Source organism: Streptomyces sp. NPDC001502, from assembly GCF_042894785.1.
GTDB lineage: Bacteria > Actinomycetota > Actinomycetes > Streptomycetales > Streptomycetaceae > Streptomyces > Streptomyces kutzneri.
The window spans coordinates 59,862-74,647 of the sequence record NZ_JBIAVW010000027.1 but is presented as its reverse complement, the minus strand read 5'-3'; the positions used below and the strand labels follow the sequence as shown (position 1 = coordinate 74,647).

Sequence of the window (14,786 nt, the reverse complement as noted above, 5' to 3'; positions counted from 1 at the left end):
GGGACCGGAGTACGAGAGGGAGAAGGAGTCATGAGCGAGCGCAACCATGGGGTGGTGGCCGAGACCGGCCTGACGAAGAACCGGTACGGAGCCCAGATCCGCACCTCCGAGTCGATGTCCCTGCAGGACGCCCGCGAGTTCGCCCGTCAATGTTGCGTCAGGGACTGAGCGGGGAGTCCGGGAGCCGCCGGCAGCGACAGGGTCATGGTCAGGCCGCCTCCCGGGGTGTCCTCGGGGGTCAGCGTGCCGCCCATCGCCTCGGCGAGCCCCCTGGAGAGGGCGAGCCCGAGGCCGACTCCCGTGGTGTTGTCGGTGTCGCCGAGGCGCTGGAACGGTACGAAGGCGTTCTCCCGGTCCGCCTCCGGTAGGCCGGGCCCGCGGTCGACGACCCGGAGCTCGACGCGGTCGTCGAGCGCGCTCGCCGTCAGCACTACCTGACCGCCGGGCGGGGTGTGCCGGGCCGCGTTGTCGAGCAGGTTGGCGACCACGCGTTCGAGCAGGGGCGGATCGGCCAGTACGGCCGGGGCCCGTTCAAGGCTCCGGGTGTCGACGGCGGGAGCGTCCGCGGGCAGGCCGTCCAGCGCGGCGGGCAGCACCTCCATCAGGTCGGTGGCCCGAAGCTCCAGCTTCAGCGCTCCGGCCTGGAGCCGGCTCATGTCCAGGAGGTTCTCGACGAGCCGGTTGAGGCGGGCCATCGACTCGTCGGCGGTGGCGAGGAGGTCGTTGCGGTCCTCCTCGCTGAACTCCACGTCGCCGGCGCGCAGTGATTCGATGGCGGACCAGCCCGCGGCGAGCGGGGTACGCAGGTCGTGGCTGACCGCGGCGAGCAGTGCGGTACGCATCCGGTCGGCCGCCTTGACGGGTTCGACCTCGGCGGCCGCCTCGGCCAGCCGGGCCCGCTCGACCGCGACCGTGACGTGCGCGGCGAAAGCCGCCAGGACCCGCCGGTCGGAGGCGGGCAGCGGACGCCCCCGCAGGACGAGATGGATGTCGGGCCCGACCGGGACCCGGACGATCGACGGGTCGTTCGCGACCGGGTCTCCGCTCAGTTCGGCCGAGTCCATGCCGAAGGTCTCCCGTGTCCGTTCGAGCAGCGCGGGAACGGCCTGGTCCCCCCGCACGATGGACCCGGCGAGCGAGGAGAGCGTCTCCGCCTCGGCCGTCGCCCGTGCGGCCCTGCGCGACAGGCGCAGCGATCGGTCGACCGCCGCGGCGACGGTACTTGCGACCACCGCGAACACCACCAGCGCGAGGATGTTGTTCGGCTCCGCGATGGTGAACTCGCCGACCGGCGGGATGAACCAGTAGTTCAGCAGGAGCGAGGCCGTCACGGACGCGACCACCGCCGACACCACGCCGCCCACGCAGGCCACTCCGACCACGGTCAGCAGGAACAGGAGCGCCTCGCTGGTGAGGTTGAGGCTGCCCCTGGTCCGGTCGAGGAGGAACGTGAGCGCGAACGGCAGCACGAGCCCGAGGACCGGTCCGGCGATCAGCCGGGAGGTCGGCAGCGTCCGCCGCCTCGACGGCAACAGCCTTCCACTCCCGGCCCGTTCGTGCGTGACCATGTGGACGTCGATGTCCTCGGACAGCCCGACGATCGTCTCACCCGTGCCCCGCCCGGTGAGGAAGCGCTCGACGCGACCGCGCCGGCTCGTGCCGAGGACCAGCTGCGTGGCGTTCTCCGCGCGGGCGAACTCGGTCAGCGCCGTGGCCACGTCGTCGCCGACCAGGGAGTGGTAACTGCCGCCCAGGCTTTCGACGAGCGCGCGCTGGCGGACCAGCGCGGAAGCCGAGGCTCCCGCGGCCAGGCCGTCGCTTCGCGCTATGTGCACGGCGAGAAGGCCGCCGCCCGCCGAGCGGGCGGCGATCCTGGCCGCCCGCCGGATGAGCGTCTCGCCCTCGGGACCGCCGGTGATCGCCACGACCACCCGTTCCCGGGTCTCCCACACGCCCCCTATGCCGTGCTCGGCCCGGTACTTCTGCAGCGCCTCGTCCACCCGTCCGGCCAGCCACAGCAGGGCCAGTTCCCGCAGTGCGGTGAGGTTGCCCACCCGGAAGTAGTGGGACAGCGCCGCGTCGACCTTCTCCGGGGCGTGGATGTTCCCGTGCGCCATCCGCCGCCGCAGCGCCTCGGGCGGCAGGTCGACCAGCTCGATCTCATCGGCCCGGCGCACGACTTCGTCGGGCACGGTCTCGTGCTGCGGCACCCTGGTGATCTTCTCGACGACGTCGTTGAGGGATTCCAGGTGCTGGATGTTGACAGCGGTCACCACGTCGATCCCGGCCGCGAGCAGTGCTTCCACCTCCTGCCAGCGCTTGGCGGGGCTGCCTCCGGGGACGACGGAGTGGGCCAGTTCGTCGACGAGTGCCACCTCGGGCCGCCGTTCCAGGACGGCCGCCAGGTCCATTTCCGGGGACCGGCTGCCCCGGTAGCCAGGCTCCGCGCGGGGAACGACCTCCAGACCGGCCAGTTTCTCCTCGGTCAGGCGGCGTCCGTGGCACTCCACGAAGGCCACGACCACGTCCGTCCCGCGGTCGGCCCGGCGCCGGCCCTCGTCGAGCATCCGGTATGTCTTGCCCACACCGGGGGCTGCCCCGAGAAAGACCTTCAGCTTTCCGGGCCTGGCGACCACCTCGGCCACGACACGCGCCTCCCCACGCCGAAACCGCCCCGATCCGCGCAGGGGGGCTTCCCTTTCCCTGGGTGGCAGAGGCACACAAGTGCTGCTCACGATCATCATCGGGGGAAAACCGACCGGCTCACGGCAGAGCGCGAAGACATTGACGCTGCCCTGACACAGTCCATGTCGTACTGCCGCCCCTGCTGTACGCCGGCGCCCCGGTGTCACCTCCGTGGTCGTGGCGGGCGTCGTCATGGGCGGCTACGCGCTCGCTCTGGCCTGCACGCTCATCGCCGTACGCGCCGTGTGGGTCTTTCCGCTGTCCGCTCTGCTCCGGCGCAAGGGCGGCCGGGAGGCCGTGCTCGAACGGCTGCGACGTGCCCTCCACGTCCGCCGCGACCTGATCGGCCCGGAGGCCGCCGGCCTCCGGTGCCTCTACGACGACCACCGCATCGGCGACACCACCCGGCGCCGTCTCCCCGGACCTGGACGAGGCCCGCCTGTCCGACCTCTGACGTCCGCCCCGCGAACGGGCACGGCCTGTGGAGCGCTCCGCCGCAGGAGCGCTCCACAGGCCGTCGGCTTCTGGCCGTCAGCTTCCGGCAGCCGTGCCGAACTCGGTGTTCAGCATGTCGTCGAGGACGCCCAGGCCGCTCCAGTCGCCGTTGACCTGGCCGGTGAGCAGGTGCTTGCCGTCACGGGAGCCCATGGCACAGGTCCACGAACCGTACGTCGCACCCGCGTTGCCCCAGACCGTGGCGCCGGACGGCAGCGACCAGGAGAACACGCCCAGGCCGTACCGGGTGCCCGGGATCCACGGGACGGGTCCTGTGGTGTCGACGGTGGTGAACATCTCCCGCTGCTGTTCGGCGGGGAGCAGGTGACCTTGGAGCAGCGCGCCGAAGAAGCGCTGCAGGTCTCCCGTGGTCGAGATGATGCCGCCGGCCGCCCATGCGAAGGACTGGTTCATGTCGGTCGCGTCGTGGATCTCGGGCTGGGCGTCGGAGACGAAGAGGGTGGAGTAGTGCCGGGGGTGCGGCCCTCGGATCGTCGGTTCCGTGTCGGGCAGGTAGGTCCCGGTCAGCCTCAGAGGGTGGACGATCCGCTGGGTGAGCGCTTCGGCGAGCGTCCCGCCCGTGACCTTCTCCACGATCAGGGCGGCCAGGAAGTAGTTGGTGTTGGAGTAGAGGAAGGCGTCCCCCGGGGCGAAGGGCGCCGGGGTGGCCAGACCGATCCCGATCAACTGCTCGGGGGCGTAGGTGTCGTACCGGTGCTCGAACCACGCCGCGCCGATGCCCTTCTTGAAGAACTCCGCGTCGTTGCCGTAGTTGAAGATGCCGCTGGTGTGGTTGAGCAACTGGCGGATGGTGATCGCACGGCCGTCGTAGCCGTTGCCCGCCACCATCCCGGGCAGCCACTGCTCGATGGTGTCGTCGAGGCTCAGCCGGCCTTCGGCCGCCAGCTGCAGGACGAGCGTGGCGGTGAACGCCTTGGTCGTGCTCCCGATCCGGAACCGCTCGGACTGCCGGCGTTCCTCCCCGGTCCCGGTGTCGCAGACTCCTGCCGAACCGAACCACGTGCCGCGGTCGTCGCGCACCTCGACGACGATGCCGGGGGCGCCGCCCGGGGCGGTGGCGCGGTCCAGGACGTGTTGCATCGCGGAGCGGTCGGGGGTGGTCGCGACGGCCGCCGCGGGGACCGCCGACGTGCCCTCTGCGGTCGCCTCGGTGGAAAAGTTGCTGGTCATGTCGGTGTTCCTTTCGGGAGTTCGGGTTCGGTCGGTCGGTGGGTGGGTCGGTCGGTGGGTCGGTGGGTCGGTGGGTGGGTGGCTCGAATCAGGGAAGGGGCGGCGTCAGCGCGCCGGGTGGGCAGGCTCAGGAGTCCCGGTCGGTCGCGCCGTGGCACGCTCGGCCGTGGCACGCTTGGCGGTCACGATCACTCGTGCGGTGGTCCCCGCCGTGAGCAGCAGCACCGCGGCGAGGGCGAGCAGGGTGGCGGCGTCCGGATGGATCAGGGACTGTCCGCGCCACGCCTGCCAGGTCACCACCGCGACCAGCCCCGTGTAGCCGAGGGCGGCACTGCCGACCAGGCGGGCCCGTACCTTCTCGTCGCGCAGCCAGACGCGCTCGGCGGCCAGGGCGGCCAGTACGGCCGTGATCAGGAGAAGCACCTGGATGCCGTGCAGGGCGAAGAAGTGCGGTACCCGGAAGTCGCCGCCGGTCACGCTCCAGTTGGTGAGGGGCATGCCGTGACCGTCGGGGTCACCGATGCCGTGGCCCTGGTACATCTGCACGGAGTGGCCGTTGGCGTCGGTGACCGTACGGGAGTGGATCTCGGTGACCATCCAGAAGATCGGCACGACCATGCCGAAGGTGGCGAGCGCGAGACCGGAGCGGATGGCGCGGTTCAGCGCTGCTCCGCCCGTGCGCTGGATCAGGACGACGACGGCCAGGACCAGCTGCGCGATGACGATGACCATCACGCCGAAGGTGAGGAGCGGGACCAGGGCCAGGGTGACCGGGTCGGTCTGGTCCGCGTTGAAGTGGCTGAAGGTGCCGCGCGCCGCCTGGACGGTGATGGCTCCCACCTCCACGGTGGCGGCCACCGCGAAGACGGTTCCCAGCCATCGTCCCAGCCGCCTGCCCCTGGTCAGCTTGGTCAGCAGCCATGCCAGCGTGGCCGCGTAGAGGCCGAAGGCGAAGCCGAACTTGAGCGGCTTGACCCACACCGACTCGTCCAGCAGCGTCCGTCCGTCGACGACGGTACCGACGCCGGAGGCGAGCACCAGGCCGAACATGAGGACGGCGCAGACCATCAGCGGCCGGTGCCAGGCACGCACGGGGGCGAGCAAGGACGTCATGGGGGGCTCCGATCAGGGCGAGAGCAGCCCTCGTCCGGGCCCGCTCGGTTCACATCGCTTGTTCGCGAATGACTAAAAGCTAAATTGCTTTCACTCTTTCGTCAATCAAAAAATCGGCTCTGCCTGCATTCATACAGGTCACAGGGAAAATCTCTTGCAATGACCATGAAACCGAATGCAAATGCAGCCTCAAGAGATTTGCAATGAACTGGCCGTGAAAGCAATACTGGGCACCCACGCGCAACTGACACGGAGGCAATGCCGATGCCCGGAGGCAGACTGACCCACCACGAACGGCTGGAGATCGCGAAGGGGTTGGGGGACGGACTCAGCTACACCGACATCGCCGGGGGCCTGGGCCGGCCCATCTCCACCGTCACTCGGGAGGTGTCCCGCAACGGCGGCCCCGCCGCCTATCGGGCCGATGCGGCCCATCACGCCACCACGGGCCGCGCCCGCCGCCGCAAGCAGTCCCCGGCGGGCTCGCCGACGGCCGCCCCGAGCGCGGGCGGCGCGCACGGACGCGACCCGGAGGCTGTCCTCGAACTGGAGGAACAGTTCACGGCGATGATGGTCGGTACGGGTCTCCCGCGGATGACCGCCCGAGTGCTGACGTGCCTGTACGTCACCGATGGAGGCAGCCTGACCGCCACCGAGCTCGCCCAGCGCCTCCAGGTCAGCCCCGCCTCCGTCTCCAAGGCCGTCGGCGAACTCGAACAGCAGGAACTCATCAGGCGCGAACGCGACCCCGGCCGGCGGCGCGACCGGTACGTCATCGACGCCGATGCCTGGTTCCGGGGCTGGATGGCGAGCGCCCGGCAGAACGCCATGCTGGCCGACTTCGCCCTGCGCGGCGCCGAGGTCCTCGGTACCGCGACACCGGCCGGCACCCGGATGCAGGACATAGGCCACTTCTTCGAGCACGTCGGCCGGACCATGATCCAGGCGGCCGAGGAATGGCGGCAGGCCGATGCCGAAAGGCGGAGCACACCCGACTGAGGCGTCGGAGAACCGCTTCCCTTCGCCCGGCGGGGATACTGACCGCCATGCGCATCCGCATCGACGCCGTGGACCTGCCCGGCCTCATCTGCCCGCCCGATGCACAAGCCGGCGACCGGGCGGCGTACCGCAATGTCCACGTCGCCGTGCAACGCCGGAACCGCCCGGCCGAGCTCCTCGATCCGCAGCCCGGCAACGCCGCCTCCGCGACCTGGACCCTGGAGTGCACCACGACCGCGTCGCCGGCCGGCCTCGACGTGAAAGGGCCTCACGTACAAGGCGGTCCGGGAGGCCGGTTCATCTATCTGTCGTGGGGCGCGGTCGACGCGGCGGGTGCCTTCACCATGTTCCGCCGCGCCAAACTCATGCTCGACGCGGTACCCGCCGAGGCACTGGATGCCGCCGGCCGCGGCGGCCTGCTGGTGGGCAGCCTCGGCCTGACCGACCCGTGTGGCGCACCCCTGTGCGCACGGGTCGTACCTCCGGCCATCACCTGGAGTGCCGCCCCGTAGACGAGGAGTCGCCGAAGGACGGCCCGCCTGCTCCTTGGTGAACGCCCTCAAGGCCCTCAAGACGTACGCCTCCTCGATGAGGCTTTGCGTCGCCTTCCGGCACGCCACCGCGAAGATCTCCGGCCGTCCGGCCTCTGACGACCGTCCCCCGCAAGAGCCGCGTCAACATCGCGTCAGCGCACCGGGAAGGCGCGTCAAACATGCGTCAGCGGCGGGGACGCTTCCCGGCCGACGGGCATACCTTCGCCCAAGCGCCCCGGCCGTCCCGCCGGAGCGCCGTCGCACGCTCCCCACCAGGAGGAACACCATGTCCACGGCAACACGCCCCGAGGACCCCGAGCCTTCCGGACCCGTCCCGGCCGGACCTCTCCACGTCCCCGTCCGGCCGGGTCCCGCGGGCTGCTCGGCCCGCTTCTTCCGCACCCCGCCCGGGGAGCGCACGGCCGTCGGCTTCACCTCCGAGGCGCGGCTCGCCGCCACGCCGGGTTCCGGCCAGACCTGGATCAGGCTCTCCGAGCCCGCGCCGCGGGCCCTCGCCGAACCACTGGGCGTACGCCGCCTCACGGTCGACCCGCAGTTCTCCGCCCCGGCTCCCCTCCCCGTCACCGCCAAGCCGCTTCCGGCCTGGCGCGACCGGGACCCGCAGCACATCGGCGTCCTGCGCGTGACCGGGGCCGCCGCGGTCGTGTCCTGCATGAACCTCCTGATCGGCTGAGGGGTATCCGTGTCCATCACCTCCATCTCCTCCGCCGAAGGCCGGGTTTCCGCCTCGGACACGTCGCCGAGCCCGTACGCCTCCGTGGAGCTGTCCATCTGGCCGGCCTCCTCCCGCCCGGCTGCCGAAGGCGACGTCACCATCGCGGACGTCTCCCTCACCGAGGCCGCCGACCGGTTCGGGACCCCGCTGTACGTCCTGGACGAGGGCGAGGTCCGCGACCGCTGCCGTGCCTACCGCACCGCCTTCCCGGACGCGGACATCGTGTACGCGGCCAAGGCGTTCCTGTGCCGCGCCATGGCCCGCTGGGTCGAGAACGAGGGCCTGGGCCTGGACGTCTGCTCCGCGGGCGAACTGGGTCTCGCCATGACCGCCGGCTTCCCGGCCGAGCGGATCGTGCTGCACGGCAACGCCAAAAGCCCCGAGGACCTGTACACCGCCGTCCGGCTCGGAGTCGGCCGCATCGTCCTCGACAGTACGTCGGAGATCGCCCGGCTGGCCGAGATCGTGTCCCCGAGTGAGCGCCGGCAGGTCATGCTCCGGGTCGTGCCCGGCATCGCGGCCGGCGGCCACGCCAAGATCCGCACCGGTACGGAGGACCAGAAGTTCGGCCTGTCCATCACGGACGGCTCCGCCCAGCACGCCATCGCCCGGATCCTCGCCCAGCCCCGCCTCGAACTCGTGGGACTGCACTGCCACATCGGTTCCCAGATCTCCTCGGTCAAGCCCTACGTGGCCGCGGTGCGCCGGATGATCGGCCTGATGACCCAGGTACGGGACCACCACGGCCTGGAACTCACCCAGTTGAACATCGGCGGCGGTCACGGCATCGCCTACCGCCCCGGCGAGGACCGCCTCGACATCGGCATGCTGGCCCGCCGGATCCACGCGGAGCTGAAGGACGGCTGCGCCCACGCGAAGCTGCCCGTTCCGCGCCTCACCATCGAACCCGGGCGCGCCCTCGTCGGCCCCGCCGGCGTGGCCGTCTACCGGGTCCTCACGGTCAAGGAGACCTCGGGGCGTACGTTCGTCGCCGTCGACGGCGGGATGAGCGACAACCCGAGGCCCGCCCTCTACGGAGTCCGGTACGCGCCCCGGCTGATCGGCCGCCGCTCGACCGCCGCGCCCTCCCTGGTGACGGTGGTGGGCCGGCACTGCGAGGCGGGCGACGTACTGGCGGACGAGGTCCTGCTGCCCGGCGACGTGCGGCCCGGCGACCTCCTCGCGGTGCCCGCCGCCGGCGCGTACCACCTGTCCATGGCATCCGGCTACAACCTGATCGGCCGCCCGCCCGTGATCGCGGTCCGGGACGGCTCCGCGCGGATGCTCGTACGCCGTGAATCCCTGGACGACATGAGCCGCCGGGACATCGGCCTGTAGGTCACGACCCGGACTCCCGCCCCCACCGTGGCCGATCCGGCCGCCCTGCACGACGTACGGCCTCCCGGAACCGCACGCCGGCTGACCGGCTGGGAGCCGGGTGCGCGGGCGCGCTCGTACATCGAGGAGGCCGTCTCGGCGGGAGAGCTCCGGCGGGGCGCGGCGACATCGTCATCGCAGCGGCCGGGGAGCTGAAGGAGTCGAGGGCCGCCGCGCAGGACACCGCGGCCCTCACCGCCGACGGCGTCACCGGCATCGTGCCGGTCTCGCTGCCCGTGTGCCTGATCCCGACGACGATCGGCGCCCTGCTTTGCGCCATCGGCATCGCCGGGATGGACCGGCTCGTCCAGCGCAACGTACGGGCCATGTCCGGGCGGGCCGTCGAGGCGGCGGGCGACGTCGACACCCTCCTCCTGCTCTCCTCCCGGCTACGGCCCTCTCAGCAGCCGAATTTGGCCTTGGCCGCGTTGGTGAAGGCGGTGAACAGCTCCCGCGGAGCGGGTGCACCGGTGGTGCCGAGGGATTCGGTGTAGCGGAAGCCGGTCTCCATGGCGAAGTACGTGGGCTTGCCGGAACATTCGGTGACGGTGTGGGTGGCGTCGAACCCCTGCCCCGTGAACCCATGGGACTTCCGGATCCCCGCGATGACTGCGGGGTCCCGGGTCGTGGAGAAGGTGGCGTAGGCCTGCTCCGCACCCTCGCCGGCGGCGGTTCCGCAGCTCCAGGTGGCACCGGAGTCCTGGACTGTCTCCCGCAGGACGGCCGGGAGCGTGAATCCGGGCAGACCGCACGCACTGCCCGCCGTGGCCAGGCGCTGCGGTGCCGCCGGGGCGATACGGTCGGGGGCGGCCAGCGGTGCGGGCGGGGTGCAGCCCGCTCGGGTGCCGATCCGGTTCGCGGTAGCGGTCAGCAGCCGGACCAGTGTTCCGGGATCCGCTCTGTCGGGGGCGTACGCCTCGACCAGACCCGCCTGGGCGGCCGTACAGGCCTCCGGAAGCTGAACCCAGGCGCGGCCGGAGGCGGCGCCGCCGCCCGGGAAGAACGACACCGTCGAGGCGTCGGGCCATCGGCCGCCGGTGAAGGCGAAGTCGCCGCGTTCGCTGGTGGCTTGGATGTGCAGGCGCTGGGTGCCGGAGCCGGGCAGCGCTGCCGCGCTGCGCTCGATGACACAGTCCAACCCGATCTTGCCGTCGTCCGCGCCGCTCCGAGGGCCGGGCCGGTCAGAGATCCTGCCCGCCCCGGTGAGGACCTCCTCGGCGGCCTCAGCGGTCACTACGCCCCCGCAGAGGGCGGAGTCGGCGAACGTGTTCGTGTTCAGCCACAGGTGCAGACCGCTCAGAACGGCCGCAGCGGTGACGGTGGCGGCGAGCGACTTGCGCGGGAACGTGGCAGCCCGCTGCGGGGGTGTGGTCATCGGGGTCTACTTCCTGGTGCGGAGGGCGGAGTAGGCGTCCTCGCGGCCGGTGATGTAGCTCTGCCTGGCCTCGCCCTTGGCGTGTTCGTGGGCCACGGACCCGTTGGCTCCCTGACCGGTCGCGAAGGAGTCCATCAGCGAGTTCGTCGCGCCCACGCCGGCTGCGGCGTCCGAGCTCTCCTTCTTGAGCGCCATGGCCTCGTGTTCCGCCGCGACGTCCTTGGACCATTCGTAGGTGGCGGCGTCGATCAACCGCTGCGCCGGGTCGCCGACGACCGGGAACTGGGTGACGAGTCCGCCGAAGCCGTGGTAGCCGTACCGGGCGGCGTCGTTCATGTTGCCGATCTTGGTGTCACGGTCGTCGAGGGTGACGTCGGAGCCGATGGCGTTCATGGCTCCGAAGACCTCGCCGACGTGGCGGGCACGGTTGTCCCAGTCGCCGACGACGCTGCCCGTCTCGCCCGGTCCGGCCGGCTTCGCGTGGGTGAGGTACTCGGCGGAGTACCGGCGCTCCGATTCGTACATCACGTCGTAGGCGGTGATGGGCTGGCCGGTGGGGCCCGTTCCGACCTCGCCGTCGGCGACGCCGCGCATGACCCGGAGCAGGCTGTGCTTGCCGCTGGTGATGCTGGAGTCGTCACCGTGAGCGGTGATGCCGTCCTGCCCGATCGGGCTGCCGGGCGAGGTGCCGCTGAGGATGGAGTGGGTGTCGGCGGTGTAGTCGACCAGGGCCCGGCCCAGCGGGGCCTTGAGGTTGTCGGCGATCGTGTCGCCCTTGCCGTCGGCGTCCAGGACGGAGATGGTCTGCTGCATGACCCGTGCCTCGGCCTCGGAGTGGTGGCCGTAGTTCGCCGACGCGACGCCTGGTTCCCTGCCTGTGGTGGAGGCTTCCAGTGCCAGGCCGAGACCGGTGCGGGAGTCCTCGCCCTCGGACTCGAGGTCACGGTTGGTCTCGAAGTTGCCCTGCCAGACGGGGGTGTCGTCGAACTTCCAGTCCCGGTCCTTGAGCAGGTACCGGAGGTTGTCGTTGTTGCCGTCGGGGCCGGGGTCGAAGTAGGAGGTGGAGGCGTCCGGGTTCTTCGACATGATGCCGAGTACGCCGTCGAGGGGGTCGTTGGCGAACCAGCCCTTGTTGCTGCCGCCGAAGTCGCCGTTGAGATCCCAGACGTCGGGATCGCCGCCCTGCTTCTTGTCCTCGGCCTTGCGGATGTCCGAGGCCAGGTCGTGCAGGAACGGGGAGGAGTAGCCGTCACCGTTCTGCATGAGGGTGACCAGGCTCTGGTAACCGCGGACCTTCTGGCCGTGGTCCCGGCTGATGGCGTTGGGCGAGTCCCCGATCTGCCTGAGGTCGTAGCTCTCCAGCCCGGCCTTGTTCAGCTGTGTCCGGAAGTTCTTGTAGAAGTCGGACTTCGGGTCCCGCATCGCGTTGGACAGCGAGTTGGCCAGGCCCTTCTGCAGCTCCAGGTAGCGCTGCTTGTTGCCCTTGTCGTCACCGTACGCGTGATCGTTGAGCTTGTTGGTGAACTTGAGCGTGTTCTCCGCGCCCATCCCGTTCAGGAAGGTCTGGGTGAATTCCGGCCGTGCGGAGTTGTCCCGGAAAGAACGGTTCAGCTCCGCGTAGTCGGCTTCCGGGACTTTCTCGCCGCTGTTGATGCGGGTGGCGATGTCCTCGGCGTTGCGGGCTTCGTAGACCTCGATGTCACCCTGGGCTCCGGCGTTGAATCCGTCGAGGGTCTCGTCGTTGCCCTTGCCCAAGGCGTCCTTGTTGCTGTCGACGACCACGGCATCGAGAGCGATCTTCACACCCTGGTCGGCCTCGGAGACGGCTTTCACGCAGTCGTTGATGTGCTGCTGCCACGTGGCGACCGCGGTGCGGATGGTGGTCTCACCGTCCGGGTCGTGGTGGATGGCGCTGCGTTCCTGCGCAGTGAGCTTCGCGTAGTCGTAGGCGACGTTCCCTTGCTCGGAGACGGTCATGCCGGCTTTGATCGCATCGTCCCGCGCGCTCTCCACCCTTTTCCTGAGGTCGGTGAACTGGCCGTGCGCGTCGCGCAGCAGGCCGGCGACGGCCTTGGCCTGGATCTGCGCGGCGGAGTACTCGTAGCGAGTGGCCGCGAAGCTCGTATGCGCCACCCCGGCACTGATACCGGTCCAGCTCCCACCCATGGTGATCTTCTGGACGCTTTCGCCGTACCGGCTCTCGACCTTCTTCAGCTCACCGGCCATGGAATCCCATTGGCCGGCCGCCGTCGTCAGCAGGCTCAGGTCCGTGGTCATCACTTCGTGGTACGTCAGCACCTGCCACCCCCTACAGCCCGTTGAGCTTCGACTGCGAACCGACCGGCCGGAACTGGTCACCCAGGCCGATGTCATTGCGCACGAAGAGCCCCGAGGCACCCCGCAGGGCGCTCTTCTCGGACCCCAGCCTCCCCATCAGGACCTTCACCTGCCTGTCCCACGTGTCCGCGACCTTTTTCAGGCCCGGAGCGGTGTCCCAGCCCTCGAAGCCCTTGACCGCGGTGTTCGTCGACTCGTCCGCGTGCTCCGTCGCGGTCTTGGTGTTCGGCTGCAGCTCGGTCTCGATCGTGTTCGCCGCTGCCGTCTTCTCCGCCGGCGTGGAACCGAAACTTCCCGCCCCACCCGGGGACAAGGGCCCGGGCGGCGCGCTGTTCAACCGCATCTCCACCTGATGACCCGTGGCGCCCGCGTGCGCCACGGCCCACTCCCGATCGAACTCCCCCGGCATGTTCCACCTTCCCCCAACGGCGTTTCCGGATCATAAACATGGCGCTTACACATGATCCAGATAACAGAGCGTCAAGATTTCCATGGCTGCGACAGCACCTGGGATTTGAGGACGTGGCCGGAGCCGTGTTCTGCCGGCTCCTGGTCTCGCGGGTAACTGGACGCCGCCTTACTGGTGCTCGCGCCCGGCGGTTCTGGCACTTCGGCTCCGGCCGGCCACCCGTGGCCGTGGCGCTGGCGGTGTGGGGCCTGGTCGGAATCGGTGTCACACCGGCCCTGCACCAGCGGGTGATCTCCCTCGCCGGCCCGGGCGGGGACCTGGCCGCCCCCTGGGTGCCTCCGCCGTCAACGCCGGGACCGCCGTCGGCGCGGCGCCCCGCCGGTCCTCGGAGTGTCGTCGGAGGCGCGTCAAAAGTAGCGGCGGGCTGAAGACCACGCCGCGCAGCCCCCTCGACTGGAAGTGGGGGGCGGCGTCGTGGGCAGGGATGCCGTCGATCGCATTTCGAGAACGGCAACGTGAAGGTCCAGGCCGTCGACGTTCACCGAGCGGTGGAACGGCTGCGGGAGCTGGTTGAGCCGCCGGTGATTGCGGTGTGCGAACGTGCCGGTCAGCGGCCAGGCCGGATATCCGCGGGCTCCCCGCGGACCGGAATCCGCTCAAGCATCAGGCGCCGACGGATCCTTCACGCTTGTGCTTCGATCAGAAACCGGTGGTCGTGCACCGTGAACCCGCCCGTGATTCTGATGTGCTGATCGGTTCGGCGCAGTGCCGGCTCATACTCGGAGGGCTCGAATCCGGGGAACTGCCAAGGGATGGCGCGTAGTTGGAAGACGACTGCCCCGACGTCGCGGAAGGTGTAGCGGCTCATCTCCTCTCGCGCTGTGATCACGTGAAGGCCCACGCCTTCCAGTGCCTTTACGGCAATGTCCAGGGTCCAACTGTCGGGGTGGGCCGGCGAGGGGATGCCGACGGCTTCATTCAGTTCCAGCTGGTTGCGGCTGCCCACCTGCTGGGTGAGGAGTCGGCCACCCCGCGCGAGCGCAGTGCGGATGCTTGCCGGATCCAACACTCCGTGCCGGTTGAGGATGAGCTCGAAGGGGCCGGAGGGCAGGTTCGAGCCCGATGCGTGATGGACCTCCACTCCCAGAGGAGAAAGGCGTTGCCGGGCCACGCGGATGTTGGGCACCCAGTTCTCGGTGGCCACGGTCTGCGGTGGCAGCGGGGCGAGCGAGGCGAGGAATTCACCGCCGCCGGTGTCGATGTCCAGGAGGCTTCGCGAGCGCGGGATCAGGGCGCGGGCGTGTTGCTCATAGTCCCAGGAGGGGCCATCGCCGTCCGCCCGGCCCTTCAGCCAACTGAAGTCCCAGCCCGACATGGTGGCCTGTTGGGCTTCCGCGACGTGCGTCTCGTAGTCGTTGGCGGTCGTCATGGGGGCACGCTAGCCCCACGCCTGTCGGGGAGCGCTACGGATTTTGTTCGCCGGGATGCCTTCACGGGGGCGCCCCGCTTCGCCATCGGCTCAGCAGCCCGCGCCGC

The 14,786-nt window shown here is 70.3% G+C and carries 12 protein-coding genes; 5 read left to right on the top strand and 7 right to left on the bottom strand.

Annotated elements, in window-relative coordinates; genetic code table 11:
• Positions 1-30 precede the first annotated feature (30 nt).
• Entirely contained in the window at positions 31-168 is a 138-nt protein-coding gene (locus tag ACFY0D_RS34305) for a hypothetical protein (protein ID WP_390801822.1), read from the top strand.
• Here the strand turns inward: ACFY0D_RS34305 and ACFY0D_RS34300 are convergent.
• The 3 genes from ACFY0D_RS34300 to ACFY0D_RS34290 form a co-directional block, all read right to left on the bottom strand.
• On the bottom strand, positions 147-2,645 hold the full coding sequence (locus tag ACFY0D_RS34300) for an ATP-binding protein (RefSeq protein WP_390801821.1): 2,499 nt from the start codon (positions 2,643-2,645) through the stop codon (positions 147-149). The two genes, ACFY0D_RS34305 and ACFY0D_RS34300, sit on opposite strands and share 22 nt — an antisense overlap.
• Before the next feature lie 571 nt (positions 2,646-3,216).
• The gene (locus tag ACFY0D_RS34295; RefSeq protein ID WP_390801820.1) at positions 3,217-4,371 is read right to left on the bottom strand and encodes a serine hydrolase domain-containing protein; all 1,155 of its coding nucleotides are present in this window, start codon (positions 4,369-4,371) and stop codon (positions 3,217-3,219) included.
• 105 nt (positions 4,372-4,476) lie between these two features.
• A complete protein-coding gene (locus ACFY0D_RS34290; RefSeq protein ID WP_390801819.1) occupies positions 4,477-5,484 on the bottom strand; it encodes a hypothetical protein in 1,008 nt (335 codons plus the stop codon).
• A 264-nt stretch (positions 5,485-5,748) separates the two neighbouring features.
• Here ACFY0D_RS34290 and ACFY0D_RS34285 point away from each other — a divergent pair, with 264 nt between their 5' ends.
• The 4 genes from ACFY0D_RS34285 to lysA all read left to right on the top strand — a co-directional run bounded on the left by ACFY0D_RS34285 (position 5,749) and on the right by lysA (position 9,090).
• On the top strand, positions 5,749-6,483 hold the full coding sequence (locus ACFY0D_RS34285) for a MarR family transcriptional regulator (protein ID WP_390801818.1): 735 nt from the start codon (positions 5,749-5,751) through the stop codon (positions 6,481-6,483).
• Between the two features lie 47 nt (positions 6,484-6,530).
• Entirely contained in the window at positions 6,531-6,995 is a 465-nt protein-coding gene (locus ACFY0D_RS34280; protein WP_390801817.1) for a DUF5990 family protein, read from the top strand.
• Between the two features lie 307 nt (positions 6,996-7,302).
• Positions 7,303-7,710, top strand: coding sequence for an SAV_915 family protein (locus tag ACFY0D_RS34275; RefSeq protein WP_390801816.1), 408 nt, complete (start codon positions 7,303-7,305; stop codon positions 7,708-7,710).
• Between the two features lie 90 nt (positions 7,711-7,800).
• On the top strand, positions 7,801-9,090 hold the full coding sequence (lysA, locus tag ACFY0D_RS34270) for a diaminopimelate decarboxylase (protein WP_390801854.1): 1,290 nt from the start codon (positions 7,801-7,803) through the stop codon (positions 9,088-9,090).
• Positions 9,091-9,529: 439 nt separating this feature from the next.
• Here lysA and ACFY0D_RS34265 read toward each other — a convergent pair whose 3' ends face one another.
• From ACFY0D_RS34265 to ACFY0D_RS34250, 4 genes are all read right to left on the bottom strand, one after another.
• Positions 9,530-10,504, bottom strand: coding sequence for a hypothetical protein (locus ACFY0D_RS34265; protein ID WP_390801815.1), 975 nt, complete (start codon positions 10,502-10,504; stop codon positions 9,530-9,532).
• Positions 10,505-10,510: 6 nt separating this feature from the next.
• On the bottom strand, positions 10,511-12,781 hold the full coding sequence (locus ACFY0D_RS34260; RefSeq protein WP_390801814.1) for a hypothetical protein: 2,271 nt from the start codon (positions 12,779-12,781) through the stop codon (positions 10,511-10,513).
• A 31-nt stretch (positions 12,782-12,812) separates the two neighbouring features.
• A complete protein-coding gene (locus ACFY0D_RS34255) occupies positions 12,813-13,250 on the bottom strand; it encodes a hypothetical protein (RefSeq protein WP_390801813.1) in 438 nt (145 codons plus the stop codon).
• Between the two features lie 682 nt (positions 13,251-13,932).
• Positions 13,933-14,679 (bottom strand): class I SAM-dependent methyltransferase, encoded by a 747-nt coding sequence (locus ACFY0D_RS34250; RefSeq protein WP_390801812.1) that lies wholly within the window; start codon positions 14,677-14,679, stop codon positions 13,933-13,935.
• Positions 14,680-14,786 lie beyond the last annotated feature (107 nt).

Coding starts and splice junctions, on each gene's coding strand:
- ACFY0D_RS34260 (WP_390801814.1), bottom strand. CDS start 12,781: ATGACCACGGACCTGAGCCTGCTGACGACGGCGGCCGGCCAATGGGAT.
- ACFY0D_RS34290 (WP_390801819.1), bottom strand. CDS start 5,484: ATGACGTCCTTGCTCGCCCCCGTGCGTGCCTGGCACCGGCCGCTGATG.
- ACFY0D_RS34280 (WP_390801817.1), top strand. CDS start 6,531: ATGCGCATCCGCATCGACGCCGTGGACCTGCCCGGCCTCATCTGCCCG.
- ACFY0D_RS34250 (WP_390801812.1), bottom strand. CDS start 14,679: ATGACGACCGCCAACGACTACGAGACGCACGTCGCGGAAGCCCAACAG.
- ACFY0D_RS34285 (WP_390801818.1), top strand. CDS start 5,749: ATGCCCGGAGGCAGACTGACCCACCACGAACGGCTGGAGATCGCGAAG.
- ACFY0D_RS34275 (WP_390801816.1), top strand. CDS start 7,303: ATGTCCACGGCAACACGCCCCGAGGACCCCGAGCCTTCCGGACCCGTC.
- ACFY0D_RS34305 (WP_390801822.1), top strand. CDS start 31: ATGAGCGAGCGCAACCATGGGGTGGTGGCCGAGACCGGCCTGACGAAG.
- ACFY0D_RS34295 (WP_390801820.1), bottom strand. CDS start 4,371: ATGACCAGCAACTTTTCCACCGAGGCGACCGCAGAGGGCACGTCGGCG.
- ACFY0D_RS34265 (WP_390801815.1), bottom strand. CDS start 10,504: ATGACCACACCCCCGCAGCGGGCTGCCACGTTCCCGCGCAAGTCGCTC.
- ACFY0D_RS34255 (WP_390801813.1), bottom strand. CDS start 13,250: ATGCCGGGGGAGTTCGATCGGGAGTGGGCCGTGGCGCACGCGGGCGCC.